The 16692-nt window shown below is 62.8% G+C and carries 16 protein-coding genes; 3 read left to right on the top strand and 13 right to left on the bottom strand.

The features are described from left to right. Nucleotides 1-72: 72 nt before the first annotated feature. The 13 genes from N8A98_RS16485 to N8A98_RS16425 all read right to left on the bottom strand — a co-directional run bounded on the left by N8A98_RS16485 (nucleotide 73) and on the right by N8A98_RS16425 (nucleotide 12024). Nucleotides 73-960 (bottom strand): PhzF family protein, encoded by an 888-nt coding sequence (locus N8A98_RS16485; protein WP_262166880.1) that lies wholly within the window; start codon nucleotides 958-960, stop codon nucleotides 73-75. Between the two features lie 77 nt (nucleotides 961-1037). Further along, a complete protein-coding gene (locus tag N8A98_RS16480; protein ID WP_262166879.1) occupies nucleotides 1038-1529 on the bottom strand; it encodes a heme-degrading domain-containing protein in 492 nt (163 codons plus the stop codon). 1 nt (nucleotide 1530) lies between these two features. After that, a complete protein-coding gene (locus N8A98_RS16475; protein ID WP_262166877.1) occupies nucleotides 1531-2004 on the bottom strand; it encodes a GFA family protein in 474 nt (157 codons plus the stop codon). A gap of 83 nt (nucleotides 2005-2087) precedes the next feature. After that, a complete protein-coding gene (locus tag N8A98_RS16470) occupies nucleotides 2088-2807 on the bottom strand; it encodes an NUDIX hydrolase (protein WP_262166875.1) in 720 nt (239 codons plus the stop codon). Nucleotides 2808-2849: 42 nt separating this feature from the next. Further along, nucleotides 2850-3869: a ketol-acid reductoisomerase gene (gene ilvC, locus N8A98_RS16465; RefSeq protein ID WP_113123813.1), complete on the bottom strand. Its 1020-nt coding sequence runs from the start codon at nucleotides 3867-3869 to the stop codon at nucleotides 2850-2852. A gap of 4 nt (nucleotides 3870-3873) precedes the next feature. After that, entirely contained in the window at nucleotides 3874-4530 is a 657-nt protein-coding gene (locus N8A98_RS16460) for a TetR/AcrR family transcriptional regulator (RefSeq protein ID WP_113123814.1), read from the bottom strand. A gap of 96 nt (nucleotides 4531-4626) precedes the next feature. Then, complete coding sequence (atzF, locus tag N8A98_RS16455; protein WP_262166872.1) at nucleotides 4627-6456, bottom strand: allophanate hydrolase; 1830 nt, start codon at nucleotides 6454-6456, stop codon at nucleotides 4627-4629. Beyond that, complete coding sequence (locus N8A98_RS16450) at nucleotides 6449-7012, bottom strand: isochorismatase family protein (protein WP_262166870.1); 564 nt, start codon at nucleotides 7010-7012, stop codon at nucleotides 6449-6451. Before N8A98_RS16450 ends, atzF begins: the two co-directional genes overlap by 8 nt. Next, nucleotides 7005-7676, bottom strand: a complete 672-nt coding sequence (locus N8A98_RS16445; RefSeq protein WP_262166868.1) for a cysteine hydrolase family protein — start codon at nucleotides 7674-7676, stop codon at nucleotides 7005-7007. The genes N8A98_RS16450 and N8A98_RS16445 overlap by 8 nt, the downstream gene beginning before the upstream one ends. Nucleotide 7677: 1 nt before the next feature. Further along, complete coding sequence (locus N8A98_RS16440) at nucleotides 7678-8814, bottom strand: ABC transporter ATP-binding protein (RefSeq protein ID WP_262166866.1); 1137 nt, start codon at nucleotides 8812-8814, stop codon at nucleotides 7678-7680. A 24-nt stretch (nucleotides 8815-8838) separates the two neighbouring features. After that, nucleotides 8839-9660 carry a carbohydrate ABC transporter permease gene (locus tag N8A98_RS16435; RefSeq protein WP_113123857.1) on the bottom strand — a complete coding sequence of 274 codons (822 nt, stop codon included), beginning with the start codon at nucleotides 9658-9660 and terminating at the stop codon, nucleotides 8839-8841. Nucleotides 9661-9664: 4 nt separating this feature from the next. After that, a complete protein-coding gene (locus N8A98_RS16430; protein ID WP_113123819.1) occupies nucleotides 9665-10639 on the bottom strand; it encodes a carbohydrate ABC transporter permease in 975 nt (324 codons plus the stop codon). An 89-nt stretch (nucleotides 10640-10728) separates the two neighbouring features. Then, complete coding sequence (locus tag N8A98_RS16425; RefSeq protein WP_390888778.1) at nucleotides 10729-12024, bottom strand: ABC transporter substrate-binding protein; 1296 nt, start codon at nucleotides 12022-12024, stop codon at nucleotides 10729-10731. Between the two features lie 440 nt (nucleotides 12025-12464). Here N8A98_RS16425 and N8A98_RS16420 point away from each other — a divergent pair, with 440 nt between their 5' ends. The 3 genes from N8A98_RS16420 to N8A98_RS16410 are packed head-to-tail and all read left to right on the top strand — an operon-like array spanning nucleotide 12465 to nucleotide 16659. Beyond that, nucleotides 12465-13901 carry an NAD(P)-binding domain-containing protein gene (locus N8A98_RS16420; protein WP_262166863.1) on the top strand — a complete coding sequence of 479 codons (1437 nt, stop codon included), beginning with the start codon at nucleotides 12465-12467 and terminating at the stop codon, nucleotides 13899-13901. Further along, the gene (locus tag N8A98_RS16415) at nucleotides 13898-15085 is read left to right on the top strand and encodes an amidohydrolase family protein (protein WP_262166861.1); all 1188 of its coding nucleotides are present in this window, start codon (nucleotides 13898-13900) and stop codon (nucleotides 15083-15085) included. The genes N8A98_RS16420 and N8A98_RS16415 overlap by 4 nt, the downstream gene beginning before the upstream one ends. Nucleotides 15086-15111: 26 nt before the next feature. Then, nucleotides 15112-16659 (top strand): gamma-glutamyltransferase family protein, encoded by a 1548-nt coding sequence (locus N8A98_RS16410; RefSeq protein WP_262166858.1) that lies wholly within the window; start codon nucleotides 15112-15114, stop codon nucleotides 16657-16659. The last annotated feature ends 33 nt before the right edge of the window (nucleotides 16660-16692 follow it).

Below are 16692 nucleotides of genomic sequence, written 5' to 3'. Positions count from 1 at the left end.
ACACGCCGTGGATGCAAGGACGACTTGCGCGATTTCCGTTCGCCGTTAACGCCAAGCTACTCTTCGGCCAGCCTATTCCCCCAGATCAAGCATCCCCTCGCCCACGATAATGGCATGCCCGCCAATGCCGCCATGCACCAGCACGCCATTGTCCTTGCGCAATTGCAGGGTGATGCGGCAGGGGCGACCCATTTCATGGCCCTGGCGCAGCGCATAATCGGCCTGCCCGGTGGCGAAATCGGCATGCTCGGACAAAAGGCCAATCAACGCCGCGACGGCCGAGCCGGTGCCGGGATCCTCGGGCGAGCCGGGGGTGAATTTGCGGGCGGCAAAATCATTGTCCGCCTCATCCGGCGTGCGGGTGAAGATATAGGCGGAATGCCGGCCATGCGGAAATGCCTGCCGCCACTTGCCCTCAACGAGCTGGATACGCGCGAGTACTTCGGCGTCACGCACCGGCACCAGATGAAACACATTGCCGGCCGAAAACACCGCGGGGCGCAGGCTGCCGCAGCCGATTTCGTCAACCGCTATACCCAGCGCCTCAGCGATATCGCCGATATCACCCGGCTCCCCGGCCCGTTCCGGCAGACGCGGCAAGGCAAAACGCGCCTCCCCACTGCGTTTGTCGACGCGTTCGAACAGCGCCGTAATCAGGCCGACCTGCTCCTCGATCCGCATCGCACTGGCTTTGTTTTGCAGCCCCAGCGCCACGGCGGCGCCAATGGTAGGGTGGCCGGCAAACGGCAGCTCGGTATCCGGAGTGAAAATGCGAACCGCAGCGGTATTGCGCTCGGCATGCGGCTTGAGGATGAACACGGTTTCGCTGAGATTGAACTCGTTGGCGATAGCCTGCATCTCGCCATCGAGCAGGCCATCGGCTTTGAGCACCACGGCCAGCGGATTGCCCTTGAGGCGATCGCGCGTAAAGACATCGAGCAGCAGGTAATTGAGTTTCATCGCGGCACCCCAGAGCGATGCCCCGCTATTCGCGGCAAAGCCGCGCTACAGTCAAGTGTATCCGCGCCGAAATCGCCCTATTGCTTGGGCAGAGCGAAGCTTTTCTTGTCGAGCCGCAGATGATCGCACAGCGCATCGACCGCCACGCCATGATCGTCGCGCCCCGGCAGGCCCGAAATGGTGAGCGCCCCAACAATGCCCGCGCCCGTCACGCGGATCGGAAAACCGCCGCCGGCAATGACATAATCAGCCGGGTCGGCGCCGGATTGCGGCGGGAATGGTGCCTCGCCCCGCTCCAGCACCAGCCGATAGCTGGCGCGCTGGAAACGGCGCACCGAATTGATCTTCCGCCGCACCCATTCGGCATTGTCAAAGCTGGTGCCCGCCGTAGCCGTGAAGAACAATTGCCGGTCCCAGGTGCGGATGTCGACCACGAGGCTAAGATTTTCGGCCAGCGCGCGAGCCCGGATGGCCGAGCCGATCTCGTAAGCTACGGCTTCGTCGAATACCGGCAGCACCAACTCGGCTTCCTGCTTCTTGACCAGGGCGATATCGTCGGCAGCGCTCATGTCAGCGGCTCTTTGCAGTCAATGCGGACCAGGCCGCGTAAAGGGGTTCGCGGCTGGGGGCCTGGCCGGCGAAATTGACCAAGGCTGGGTCGATGGTGACCCAGGGCTGCTTGCGATCGGCCCAGACATTGCCGACCGGCACTGCCCAGCTCATGTCGTCCAGCGTGCCGGCGCGCACCATGATCAGCTCAATGGCCGCCTGCGGCTCATTCCAGATGCGCGTATGGCAGGTGGGGCAGGACATCTGCGCGATCTGGCGACCGCTGTCGGCGGTGACAACATAGGCCGCGAGCTTTCCGGCGATCAGTTCGATATCGCCGCGCCGCACCGGCATTGTCATCTGAAAAGCCCCGCCGGTACTGCGCTGGCAATCCTTGCAATGGCAATTGTAAACCGCCAACGGCGACGCCTTGAGCCGATAGCGCACCGCGCCGCACACGCAGCCACCCTCGACGGGAAATTCTGGCAAACTCATCGCGCCCTCCCGACTCGACATTTCGCCAAGCCAGGGCTGGTTTTAGCCGAGTTTGCGGAATCAAAGAAGTAGCGGACTCGCCACTAAACTATGTGGCCGGCGGCGAAGGCTTGCGCTACCGCAATCGCATAAGGCACTGCCCCTGCCCGTTCGGCCTCATCAGGCGAACGGATGGCAATGACATCGGCCAATTCGCGATGCTCCTGCACGCTCAGATTTGCACGTATCCTTGCCATCAGATCCGCTGCCGGTTCGGCGAAGCGAAATACCCGGCCGATCGACAACCTCGGCCCGTCGAGCACGGCAACGCTCATGCCGGCTTTGGCATCCTGTGCCGCCAGTCCGGTTTCCTCGGACAGCTCAAGTTCGATGGAACGCAGCACGTCGACGCGTCCGTCGGGCAGCACATCGCGCGGCTCAAGCGCGCCGCCCGGCGGATAGATCCGGCCGGCATTGGCGGTTTGCCCGCCCATCACCCCATAAATGAGCGCATTATCGCTGCTCACGATCAATGCCCAGCCGAAGGTGTGGCAGAGCCCGATATCGGGAAAGCCCTGGCTGCGCCAAAGCATGAATGCCGAATAGGCATCCTCGAGCGCCTCCGCCTGCAATGCGCCATCGCGGATCGCGACCGGCCCGCCGCCTGGCGCTGTCAGCCCAAGAATGCGCCCATCCCACAGGTGCGGATTGGCGTCGAGTGCCGATTGCCAAAAGGCCGGCACCTCGGCGCGCATAGCGGGTGGCAGCGGCCAGGCGCCGGGCACCAGACGAATATCGATTTGCGAAACGGGAACGATCTGCATGGCAGAAAGAAAACGGCCGGGTCGCCCCGGCCGCTTTGTCGCTTAGTTCTTGGCCTTGTCGACCAGGGCGCCGGCCTTGATCCAGGGCATCATGTCGCGCAGCTTGCTGCCGACTTCTTCGATCTGGTGTTCGTCGGCGAGGCGACGAGTCGCCTTGAAGCGCGAACCGCCGGCCTTGATTTCCTGCATCCAGTCGGAGGTGAACTTGCCCGACTGAATGTCGTTGAGCACGCGCTTCATCTCGGCCTTGGTTTCCGAGGTGATGATGCGTGGGCCAGTGACGTACTCGCCCCACTCAGCGGTGTTCGAGATCGAGTAGTTCATGTTGGCGATGCCACCCTGATAGATCAGGTCGACGATCAGCTTCACTTCGTGCAGGCACTCGAAATAGGCCATTTCCGGTGCATAACCGGCTTCGACCAGCGTCTCGAAACCAGCACGGATCAGTTCGACCAAACCGCCGCAAAGCACAGCCTGCTCACCGAACAGATCGGTTTCGCATTCTTCGCGGAAATTGGTTTCGATGACGCCCGAACGGCCGCCGCCAACGCCCGAAGCATAAGCCAGCGCGATGTCATGGGCATTGCCCGACGCGTCCTGATGCACGGCGATCAGGCATGGCACGCCGCCACCCTTCTGGTATTCGCCACGCACGGTATGACCCGGGCCCTTGGGCGCGATCATGATCACGTCGACGGTCGACTTGGGCTCGATCAGGTTGAAATGCACGTTCAGGCCATGCGCGAAAGCCAGCGCCGCGCCGTCACGGATATTGGGCTCGATATGCTGCTTGTAGATATCGGCCTGCAGCTCATCGGGGGTCAGCATCATGATGACGTCGGCCCACTTGGACGCGTCGGCGACGGACATCACCTTGAGGCCTTCGCCCTCGGCCTTCTTGGCCGACGGGGAGCCCGGACGCAGCGCGACGACGACGTCGGTGACGCCCGAGTCGCGCAGGTTCAGCACATGGGCATGGCCCTGCGAACCGTAACCGACAATCGCCACTTTCCGCGATTTGATGATGTTCAGATCGGCATCCCGATCGTAATAGACGCGCATTGGATCACTCCCTGTTATGCGTTGCCTCCACCCCATACAGGGTGAAGAATTGGTCAGTCGCGGCCTTCACATCGGCTTCGATATTGGCCTCGATATTGGATTGGGTCAGCGTGCTGTCGCCCAGCAGCAGACGGATCTGCACATCGCGGACGACAAGGCCGAAAAACGTGCGGTACGCATCTTCGCTATTGGCAAAGCGCAGCAGGCGCGCGTCCTTGCCGGCCTCGAGGATGGGCTTGAGCCGCCGGCGAATGCCCATCGGCCCGTTTTCGAGCACGATCAGCCCCAGCCGGTCCTTCTCCTGGGCGGCATGCGTAATGGCAGTGCGATTGAGGGTAACCGAGACATCGCCAATGATGACGGTGAGCAGATCGCGCGCAAACTGCTCCATGCTCAGCCGCAGTGCCTTGGCGCTGAGATGGGAGCGATCCACCTGCGGCATGCGCACCTTGGCCGCCTGCCACTGCACCGTGGCGGTCAGCAGGCCATCGCGGTCACCGAACCACTTGTAGAGCGTTTCCTTGGAACACGACGCGCGCCGCGCCACCGCGGTCATGGTCAGCCCGTCCCCGTTTTCCACGAGCAAATCCAGCGCCGCCGTCAGCACAGCCTGCTGGCGGGGGGTGAATGTCTCTTCATTGACCTTGATGGTCAGCGGCACGGGTCAGTCCTCACGCGATGCGGCCGATGGCTCAGCCGATTTCGACGAGAGGCGTACCGTACGGTACGGTTCGTTGCAAGCAGTTTGTTGCAAGCGTTAGTCAGCAGCCTGGTGGTAGGTGGCCGCCCACCCGCCAAAACCGCTGATGTCGGGCTGCCCAATGGTAGCGGCCGCTTCGCAGAGGAAGCCGGTGATCTGGCTGCCATCCTCCAGTTCCAGTTTGCCGACGCCCAGCGGCGCCGGGATACGGGATACAAAATCGCCAAAACCGGCAAGCGGCAAGGCCCACACCTCGACCGCGATCTTGCTGCCGCCGGATGCTGTTCGAACCAGACCTGGCTTTGGCGGGGTCGTGCCCAGCGCGAAGAGCTGGTATTTGTCACTGGTCGTCGCAGCCCGGCGAAAAATGGCGCCACACTCCAGCAATTCATGATTGAGCGCCATGCCGGAAAGATGAGCGCCCACCACGGCGATTTCGCGATAATCCGCACCAAGCTCAGGCTCGCTCGGTGCCGGATAGGCATTGGCGAACATGCCAAGCGACAGGCGGGTGGCACGGTGGAACGCGGCAGCGACACCCGCAGCCTTTGCCTCGGCAAAGCCGGGCGCCAGGAAGGTCACACCCAGCGGCAGGCCATCGACGCGAAAACCATTGGGCACGGCAATGCCGCACAACCCCATCAGGTTGACGAAATTGGTGTAGATGCCCAGCCTGGCATTGAGCGCGATCGGGTCGGCTTCAATCTCGGACTTGCGGTAAATGGTGGGCGTTGTCGGCACCATCAGCACGGCAATATCGTCCCAGATCGGGCGAGTAGCGCATTTGAGCTCGGCAATACGATGGATCGCGCCAAACGTGTCGAGCGCAGTGAACTTGCCGGAATTGGACAATATCTGCCGCGTGACCGGATGGATGGCGTCACGATGGCGTTCCAGCACCGCGTCGAGGCTCAGTGCCCGCTCGGAAATCCAGGGACCTTCATAAAGGATGCGCTGGGTTTCCTCGAACGGCGCAAAGTCGACCTCCACCGCCTCGCCACCCAGTGCTTGCAGGCGTTTGACGGCCTCCGCAAACAGCCGTTCGGCTTCGCTGTCGCCAAAGAACCGCAAGGCTGCGCCCTTGGGGATGCCGAAGCGGAAATGCGGCGCTGGGGCGGCTGGCACCAGCGGCACCAGATCGGCCTCGGGCTTGGAGAATGGATAGGATGGATCGTAGCCCGCGATGAGGCGCAGCACGTCCATGCCGTCTTCCACGGTCAGCGCGAACACCGCCAGGGTCTCGATGGTCTTGACGCACCCGCCGCCCGAAACGCAGGCATTGCTGACCAGGCCCGGCGTCGGCTTGATGCCCACGATATTGTTGAAACCCGCCGGCACCCTGCCCGATCCTGCGGCGTCATTGGCGATGGAAAAACTCGCTAGCCCCGCCGCGACCGAAACCGCCGAGCCGGAGCTGGAGCCGCCGGAGATGAAATCCTCGTCGAACACCGAGGAACAGGCGCCATAAGGCGTGCGCATACCGACGAGGCCAATGCCGAACTGATCCATATTGGTCTTGCCGATCAGGATGGCGCCGGCGTCGAACAGGCGGGTAATGGCCTGCCCACTGGTCTGCGCAATATAGGCGCCTTCCGGCAGGGCATTGGTGGTGGGCAGCCCCACTATGTCATTGCAATCCTTGACAGAAAACGGAATGCCCCAGAGCGGGCGTCCGTCATAGCCCGCGCTCTCCAGCGCCGCTGCGGCGGCCAAGGCGTCCGCCCGATCGACAAGATGGATCCACACATGATCCTCGCCACGCGCGGCGATACGGTCATAAATGGCCGAGATGACCCGGGTCGGCGTCAGCGCCCCACTGGCATAGCCGGCGCTGAGCGTGGAGAGGTCTAGGCTGCCGGTAGTGGCGGACCAATTGGTCTCAAGCATGGTGTAAATTCCCCTGAGGAGCCAGCGCGGCGTGGATGGCGGCGCTGTCGGCTACCGCGCCGAACAGGCCGTTGCCGAAAGTAGTCATGCGCAATTGCGCGGTGTGGCGAGCGGGGCTAGTGGCCTTGCTGGCGTCGGATACCAGCAGGCATTCAAACCCCATGTCATTGGCAGTGCGCTGAGTGGCGTGGACCAAGCCATCAGTCGGCAGGCCCGCGATCAGCAGATTGTGGGTGCCACGCTGGCGCAAATCGGCTTCGAGCTGGGTACCAAAAAACGCATTGTCGCCGCGATGCTGCACAGCTTTCGACCGATACAGAGCAAGGTCTGAAACCAGCGCCTCCGCAGCCCGCTGCGACACCACCACGGCAATGCCGAGACTGTGGGCCAGATCGGCAAGCCCCATCGCGACGGCAAGCTCACTTTGGGCACCAACGTTACGGACAGTGCTCTCGTGAAAGCCCAGGAGGAGGAGTGCGGTGTCAGCGGCATTCCATTGGCCATCAAAGGGCCAGGCATAGGGATTAGCGGCAATAGTTGGAAACGTGTCAGGCATCAGCGTGCTCGAGCATGGCGGTGAAGCCGGCCGTATTGGAGACGCCGCCCCAGCGACCGCCATAGGCTTTGAGAATATCCATGGCGGCGGCGTGGTTGGCGGTCTCGACAGCCGCGGTGCAGTCTTCGAGCACCACGCATTCCAAACCCCGCTCAAAGCCATCACGGAAGGTCGATTGCACGCAACAGTCGGAGGTGACGCCGACAATGACCAGCCGGTCTATGCCGCGTGCCTGCAACTGCTCTTCCAGGTCCGTGGCGTAAAACGAGGACTTGCCGGGCTTGTCGATGATCAACTCGCCCTCGATCGGCGCCAGCTCCGGCACGATCTGCCAGCCCGGTTCCCCACGCACCAGAATACGGCCAGCGGCACCCATATCGCCAATGCCCAGGCCATGGACACGCGTACGCCATTGCTTGTTGGCAGGCAGATCGGACAAGTCCGGCTTGTGCCCTTCGCGCGTATGGATGACCGTGATCCCAGCCGCACGCGCGGCGGCAAGCACGCGCTGGATCGGGGCAATCATGGCGCGCGTATTGCTGACATCTTCGCCCAGCTGGTCGACCCAGCCGCCGGGGGCGCAGAAATCGACCTGCATATCGATGATCAGCAACGCCATGGCGCTGCGGCGCGCTGGCGCGATCTCGGGCCAGAAATCGCTCATGTCAAAGCGCCATGCCGGACGCGGCGTCGAACACATGGATGGCAGCTGGATCAACCGCAAAGGACAGCGCTTCCCCGCTGATAATGTTGAGCCCGCCATCCAGCACGACCCGCAACCGGGGGCGGATGGCATGCAGGTCCTCTTCCTGCTCGATCACGCCGGGCGACACCACTTCGGCATCGGCAATATCGAGATGGGCCAGCAGCGTCGCGCCCAAATCCTCGACAAAGGCAGCGCGCGCCATGAGCCCACCGGTAGGCGCCATCTGCGGCACCAGCCGCAATGCCTCGGGGCGAATGCCGATGACCACAGCCTGCCCGACGCTCATCCCTTCCCTGCCCACGATCGGCAAAGTGAAGGCGCCGGTCTGCGCCGCCAGGCCGCCGTCGAGACTGCGCAAAGTGCCTTTGAGAAAGTTGATGGGCGGCGAGCCGATGAAGCTGGCGACAAACAGATTAACCGGCTTGTCATAGAGCCGGCGCGGCGTGTCGAGCTGCTGCAAACGGCCCTTGTTCATCACGGCAACGCGGTGGCCCATGGTCATGGCCTCCACCTGGTCATGGGTGACATAGACCGTGGTCACCGCCGTCATCCGTTGCAGCTTGGCGATCTCGGCCCGCATCTGCCCACGCAGGCGGGCATCGAGATTGGACAGCGGCTCATCCATCAAAAAGGCATTGGGCGAACGCACCAAAGCGCGGCCCATGGCGACGCGCTGACGCTGGCCGCCCGATAGCTTGGCCGGCTTCCGATTGAGGAAATCGGTGAGTTCGAGCAGCGCCGCTGTCTCGCGCACCTTTGCCTCGATCGCTTCCCTCGGGACACGCCGCACCTTGAGACCGAAGGCGATGTTTTCCGCGACCGTCAGGTGCGGATAAAGCGCGTAGGACTGGAACACCATGGCGATGTTGCGGTCGCGCGGCGCTAGCTCATTGGCCACTTCACCATTGATGATCAACCGGCCCCCGGTAATGTCCTCAAGCCCCGCAATCATGCGCAGAGCGGTGGATTTGCCGCAGCCCGAGGGACCGACCAGCACCATGAATTCGCCATCGGCGATTTCCAGATCCAGCTCGTTTACGGCCGAATGGCCGCCTTCATAGGTCTTGGAAACGCGCTCGAAGATTATCTGGGCCATGTCGGCAGTCCCCGCAGTGTCGGCTCATTGAACGCCATTGGTCGCGCCCTGAACGAAATATCGATTGAGAAAGAGCGCCATGAGCACGATGGGCACGGTGGAAAAATGCGCCAGCGCGCCCAGCGTGCCCCAGGTGATGTCCTTGGTGCCATAGGCGGTGAGCAGCGCCACCGACAGCGGCTTGGAATCGAGCTTGGTGAGAAACATGGGGTATAAAAAGTCGTTCCAGGAGAACATGACGCAGAACAGGATGCAGGCGATAATGCCCGAACGCGCCGCCGGCACGGCGACCTTGAAAAACGCGCCGAACTGGGTGCAGCCATCGGTCATGGCCGCCTCTTCCATGTCCTTGGGCAGCGCCCGGAAATAGGAGAACATCATCCAGGTGACGAAGGCGCAGTTGAGCATGGTGTTGATGATGATGACGGCCCACCAACTGCCCAACAGGCCCACATCGCGCATCATCAGGTAAAACGGGATCAGCGCCGCAATGGCCGGCACCATGCGGATGGCGAGGAAGAAATAGGCCACGCCATTGGCCAGCCGTGAGCGCGAACGCGCCAGCGCATAGCCGGCCGGCACGCCCAGCAGCAGCGAGAGAAAAGCCGCGCCGAGGCTGATGATCAGCGAGGAGCGGGTGAGCGAAGCCACATCGAAATAGGACATGACCGAGCGGAATTGATCCAGCGTCGGAGTGAAATCGAGCCGTGGCGGCACGCTGAAAATCTGGTTGGAGGGCTTATAGGCCGTGGCGATCAGCCAGGCGACCGGCAGCAGGAACAGCACGGTGATGACGATGAGGGCGCTGCGCTCGGCAATGATATGGCGCTGGGAAATCTTGCTCATCGCTTCACCGCCCATTGATGCGCACATCGGCGCGCCGCACGCAGAAAATCAGCACGCCCGCCATGATGGCAATGAACAGGATGGTCACATTGCCGATGGCCGAGGCGTAGCCGACATTGAAGAATTGCAACCCCTGCTTGACCGCCAGCAGCATCAGCGTGTTGGTCGCATCATTGGGTCCGCCCCCGGTCGTCACATAGACCGTGTCAAACACCCGGAAGGCATCCATGGTGCGCAGCACCAGTGCGAGAAAGATCGAGGGCAGCATCAGCGGCACGATCAGCATGGTGAAGCGCTGCAAGCTCGTCGCGCCATCAGCTTGCCCGGCTTCAAGCACATCGGATGGCAGCGATTTGAGGCCCGCCAGCAGGATCAGCGCCATCAGCGGCGTCCATTCCCAGCAATCGATCAGGATCAGCGTCCACAGCGCCGTGCTGCCATCGGTCATCAACCCGGTGCGCGGACCAATGCCCGCATTGGCCAGGAAATAGCCGATCAGCCCATAATCGGCGCCAAGCAGGGCCTTGTAGATCAGGCCCACCACCAGCGGCGTGATGGTGGCCGGGATCAACAGGAAAGCCAGGCATATCCGGTTGAAACGGCTATCCCGCCACAGCAGCAGCGCCAGCCCAAACCCCAGCACCAGCTGAATGGCGACGCTGAAAATAGTGAACTGGAACGTGTTGAGAATGGCCTGGCGCGCCGAGCGATCGGCAAAGATATCGAAATAATTATCGAGCCCCACGAACTTCGTGCGGTTGGGCTTGAGCAGATTGTAGTCGAAAAAGCTGTACCAGACGCCCTGCGCCAGCGGCCACACCCCGACCACCAGCACATAGAGCACAGCGGGCGCGCCGAGGCAGAACAGGAACAGGCGGCGATTGTCGGTATAGGAGCCAGAAAACGGCAATCGGCGGCGGGCAGGTTTGCTCTGCGGCAAAGCACCATCCTCTTGGTCGATCACACCGGACTGGCTCATAAGAAATTCCGCCTTGCTGGGCATAACTGGGCGGCCACGGGCCGTCGCGAGAGCTCCCCGCAGCGAGTGCGGGGAGCCGAGGATCGGGACTAAAACAGCTCTTCAGCCTTGGCCTGAGCTTCGTCCAGCGCCGCCTGCGGCTCTGCCGCCCCAGCCAGCACGGAGTTCACCGCAGTCCCCAGCAGGTCCTGCAATTCGGGATACTGCGGGATACGCGGCCGGTATTCGCCATTGCCGTTTTCGTAGGTCTTGGCGATGACGGGCAGGAAATCGAACTTGGCCAGCAGGTCCGGGTCGGTCATTTCGCTTTTGCGCATGAACGAGCCGGCGCCTTCCATATTGAATTCCTTATGGATGGTCCTGCTGGTCAGCCATTTGATGAAGGTCCAGGCCGCTTCCTGCTGGGATTGCGTGATATCGGCATTGATCGCCATGCCCCAGCCGCCCACGCCATAGCGGGGCTCAAGCCCTTCCGCGACGGGCGCCGTGGCAATGCCCACCTTGCCCACCACATTGGAGACGGCGGGGTCGCTATAGCCAGGCGCGCCGACCGACCAGGTCTGCATCATGGCGACTAGGCCCTGGCGGAAGCTCTCCTCGCGTCCGCCCCAATCATATTCGATGGCGCCCGGAGGAGCGGTATCGGCAAACAGCTCCTTATAGACATCAAGGCTATGCACGTTCTCGGCCGAATTCAGCGCCGGCTTGCCATCGGCGCCCATGATGGAGCCCCCGAGCTGGCTATTATACTGCATCCAATCCTGCGCGACGGCGGGGCCCATCTGCCCATTGGCGACAAAACCATACTGGTTCTTGGCCGGATCGGTCAGCGCCTTGGCGTCGGCCACAAAATCTTCGGTCGTGGTGGGCACCTTGAGACCCGCGGCCTCGAACAGGTCCTTGCGATAAGCCAGCACATTGGCATAGCCCGCAAAGGGGAAGGCGACGTAGCGCCCTTCATATTGGCCCAAAGCTTCGAGCAGCACCGGGTAGATATCGTCCAGGTCCATCTCGGCGGCGTCGCGCTTAACCCAATCGGTCAGATCGACCGAATAGCCGTTTTCGGCATATTGCCCGGCCCACACGATATCCATGGTGACCAGATCATAGCCCTTGGTGTCGCCGATAAAATCGGCGGTCGTCTTGGTCAGCAGCTCGCCATAGCTGAGGATTTCGACCCGCAGATCGGCGCCGGTGTCTTCCTTGAACTTTGGCGCCAGCTTGGCGAGCACGGCGCCGAACTGGTCATTCTGAGAGGCGAGCGTCAGCGTCACCCCGGCCAGCGGCTTGTCCTGCGCCAGCGTGGTCGAAGCCATGAGCGCCGCAAACCCAACACCGAGAATGCTGGCACGGCATAGAAGCGAAGTGGGAAAAACCTTGGTCATCGGAACCCTGCCTTCAAGGAGGTTGATTACGGGAGGCGAGCCTATCCAAACCCTTTAACCTGTCAAACAGAATTTCACATAACTTCCAAAAATATAACTTATTGCAACATGCATGCCCAAGGTATTGTCAGAGTGACTAAAAAATAGACGACCCAAGACTTTGATACGCGCATTGGCCGCTGGAGATAACGCCATTTTATCCGGTTACACGGGAAGTTTTGTTTAGTGCTCACCGATTGGTCGGATGAATTTTGACCAGCATGAAGGCCAGCAAAAGCGCGCTAAGCCCCCACATTTTGCCGTGAAAACTGGACCTGGAATCCAACATTCCCTATCAAAATCACGCGCCGGGTTTCAAAAATTACACATTCAAACACTTTACAGCTGCGCCCTCCGGTATAAGCTCGCACCACTCACCCAAGTCCAGGAGGCCCTTAGCCATGACCGGTCTCACCCCTGCCTTGATGGCGCTGGAAGCCCGCGCGCTCAGCGACCTGGCGCTGGTGGAAAAGCCGCTGCGCCAATGGGTGCCGCCGCGCACCCTGCCCTCGGGCGAGCTGGTACGGGACGTCGTCATCATCGGTGCGGGCCTGTCAGGGCTCGCCATCGGCTTCGGGCTCAAGCAGCAGGGCGTCGGCAATGTGCTGGTGCTCGATGCGGCCGCGCAAGGGCAGGAAGGCCCGTGGATCACCACGGCGCGCATGCGCACGCTGCGCTCGCCGAAAACGCTGACCGGCCCCGATCTGGGCCTGCCCTCGCTCACCTATCGCGCCTGGCACGAGGCCGTGCATGGCCCCCAGAGTTGGACCAGCCTTGAGATGATCGCCCGGCAGGATTGGATGGCCTATCTCATCTGGTTCCGCCGCGTCATCGGGCTCGATATCCGCAATGACACAAGGCTGCTGGCCATCGAAGAAGGCCCCAATGGGCTGATCACCCTGCGGCTCGACCACAACGGCGCAGCCGAAACACTGACCTCCCGCAAAGTGGTGCTGGCGACCGGCATGGAAGGATCGGGCGGCCTGCACATCCCCGATGCCATAATCGGCGCCTTGCCGCGCGAGCGCTGGACCCATAGCGGCGAGGCCTTCGACGCAACAACGCTGGCGGGCAAGGATGTCGGTGTGATTGGCGCCGCCGCCTCAGGCTTTGATTGGGCGGTGACGGCGCTGGAAGCCGGCGCGCGCAGCGTTACCGTACTAGCGCGGAGCCAGGCGCTGCCGCAGACCGAAGTGCTGGACTGGTCCAATTTCCCGGGCTTCCTCAACCATTTTTCCGACCTCGACGACCTGCAACGTTACCGCTTCGCGCGGCGGCTGCTCTCGTTCAAAACCCCGCCAACCATCGCCATGTACGAGCTCGCCATGGGCTTCCCCAATTGCCGTCTGGTGCTTGGCACGCGAACCGGCGCAGCACAGCTGGAAGGCGACGCCATCACGCTCACCGCCGATAGTGGCGAGCGCTACCGCTTCAACCATTTGCTGCTGGGCACCGGCTATTCCATCGATCTGGCCCGACGGCCCGAACTGGCCGGGCTGGTGGACGAAATCGCGCTCTGGAAGGACCGCTTCACCGCCCCACCCGGCGAAGAAGACCCAGCCCTTCTGGCCTATCCCTTCCTCGGCCCAGCCTTCGAATTCACCGAAAAAGTGCCGGGTGCCGCGCCCATCCTGGGCAATATCCATGTGTTCAACCACGGCGCTGTCCCCAGCCTCGGCCCGGTCTGCAATGGCATAACCGGGCTCAAATCCGGCGTGCCCAAGATCGTCGCAGGGATTTCCCGCGGCCTGTTCCTGGCCGACGCGCAGGCGCATTACCACGCGCTCGATCGCTACGACAAAGTCCACTTCGCCCCAGCCAGCGCGGTCGCTTCATGAGCACGACGCTATTTTCCGATGTGATGCTACCCAGCGGCGATCGCGCCGATGTGTTGGTCAGCGGCGGCCGCATCACCAGGATTGCGGGGCCAAACACGCTAACGGCGGACACGGCGGAATTGGTGCCGGGCACCGGGCTATTGCTGGCGCCCTCCTTTGTCGAGGGCCATATCCATCTCGACAAGACGCTGCTGGGCCTGCCCTTCATCTCGCATCTGCCCGGCGATAGCGTCGGCGAGCGGATCGAGCGCGAAAAGCAGCTGCGCCGCTCGGTCACGCTACCCGTGCTCGAACGCGGCGCAAAACTGATCGAACAGATCGTGCCCTTCGGCACGGGTCTGGTGCGCAGCCATGTCGATATCGACACCGAAATCGGTCTCGCCCATCTTGAGCAATTGCTCGCCCTGCGCCAGCGCTATGCCAGGCTGATCGATCTGCAAATCGTGGCCTTTCCGCAAAGCGGCATTCTGCGCGATCCCGGCACAGCCGAGTTGCTCGATGCCGCCCTAAGCAATGGCGCGGACCTTATTGGCGGGCTCGATCCGGCAGGGATCGATGGCGATATCAGCGGCCATCTCGACGTGGTGTTCAGCCTCGCCGAAAAGCACGGCGCCGGCATCGATATCCACCTGCACGATGGCGGCCTGCTGGGCCTTTTTGAACTGACCGATATCGCCGCACGAACCAAAGCCGCTGGATTGGGCGGCCGCGTCGCCGTCAGCCACGCCTTTTGCCTGGGCGAACCGCTCGACATCGGGCCAACGCTCGAGGCTTTGGCCGGCGCAGGCGTGGCGATCATGACCAATGGCCCCGGCCCCGTCCCCATGCCGCCGGTCAAGCGCCTGCACGCAACCGGCGTTACAGTGTTTACCGGATCGGACAATATCCGCGACGCTTGGGCGCCCTATGGCAATGGCGACATGCTGGAACGCGCCATGCTGATCGGCTATCGGCAGGGCCTCTTGGCCGATGCCGATATTGCCCTGACCTTCGATATGGCAACCCATCACGCCGCCCGCGCCCTTGGCGTCACAACCTATGGCATTGCCGAGGGCCAACCCGCCGATCTCGTCTTGATGAGTGCCAACTCAACCGCCGAGGCCGTCGCCACGCGCCCCGCACGCCGCATGGTGATGAAGGCTGGCCTGGTGGTCGCCGCCAATGGCGTGCTGGTGGGCCGGTGAGAGGCCCGGCGCGCTCCAAAACGGGCATGGTGACCAGCCCGCATGTCCTCGCCAGCCAAGCCGGCGCACGCGTTCTCGCAGCCGGTGGCACCGCTATCGACGCAGCAATCGCCATGGCCGCTGTTCTCAGCGTGGTCTACCCACATTTCTGCGGGTTAGGCGGCGACGCGGTCTGGATCATCGCCGACAGTTCCGGCCGCCGCACCTGCCTGATGGGGATCGGCGCGGCCGCCTCAAACTATCCCGATTTTGCCGACCAACCCATCCCCACCCGTGGCCCATTGGCCGCGCTGACCAGCGCCTGTGCCGTGCACTCTTGGGGCACCGCCCTGGACTATTCTGCCGAACATTGGGGCGGCTCGGGGCAGCTTCCCGACCTAATGGCCGACGCAATCGGCCTTGCCGAAAACGGCTTCGCCCTCAGCCCATCACAAGCCTTCTGGCTCAATTTCCGCGCCAGTGACTATGCCAATTGGCCCGGCTTCGCCGCAATCTTCGCGCCGGATGGCCGGATACCTCGCGCGGGAGAACGCTTCGCCCAGCCGCAACTGGCCGCAACCCTGCGCGAACTCGCCCGCGACGGCATTGCCGGGTTTTATGAGGGGCCGCTAGCCGCCCGCATTGCGGCCGGACTGGCGGAAGCCGGCTCGCCCCTGACAGCAACCGATCTGGCAGCGACACGCACCCAAATCGCCGCACCGATCAGCCTCAACTACCGTGGCTTTGAACTGCTGGCCCCGCCACCGCCCACGCAAGGCGTGACCACGCTGGCAATCTTGGGCGTGCTCGAGCGTTTCAATCTGTCCGAAATGCAGCTGGGCAGCGCGGCCCATTATCACCTGCTGGTCGAGGCCGTGAAACAGGCCTTCCTCGACCGCCAGGGCATTGCCGACCCAGACTTTGTCGCCCAACCGGTAGACCATTGGCTTTCAGGCGGCACTCTCGCTGACAAAGCAGCCGCAATCGATCCCGACCGGGCGTTGGACTGGCCCGAGCCCTACCAAAGCGCCGACACGGTTTATTTCGGCGCCACCGATGCGCAAGGCGGCAGTGTCAGCGTGCTCCAGAGCACCTATTTCGACTGGGGCAGCGGCGTGGTGGCCGGCGACACCGGCATCATCTGGCAGAACCGCGGCGCGGCCTTTTCGACCCTTGCCGGGCATCCCAACGAGATCGTGCCGGGCAAACGTCCCTTCTACACGCTCAATCCCGGCATAGCCCTGAAAGACAACCAACCCGCCCTGCTCTATGGCACGCAAGGCGCCGATGGGCAGCCGCAGACGCTGTCCGTGGTCCTGAGCGGCCTAATCGATTTCCACCTCGACCCAGCCCAGGCGCTGGCCCTGCCGCGCTTCCTGCTCGGCAAGACCTTTTCCGACGCCAGCGACAATCTCAAGCTCGAAGAAACCGTGGGCGCCGCCGTGACGGCCGACCTCGCACGCCGCGCCCATCGCCTGAGCCCCCTCCCCGCACTGAGCCCGCTAGCCGGACAGGCCGGCGTGATCGCCATCAACGAATATGGCCTCCTCGGCGCGCACGACCCGCGCGGCGACGGCACGGCCATCGGCCTCTGACCGCCATGCAATCCCCTCCCCTCAGGATATCCC

The organism is Devosia neptuniae, from assembly GCF_025452235.1.
Lineage (GTDB): Bacteria > Pseudomonadota > Alphaproteobacteria > Rhizobiales > Devosiaceae > Devosia.
The sequence above is the reverse complement of the archived record's forward strand: the minus strand, read 5'-3'. Positions and strand labels throughout refer to the sequence as shown.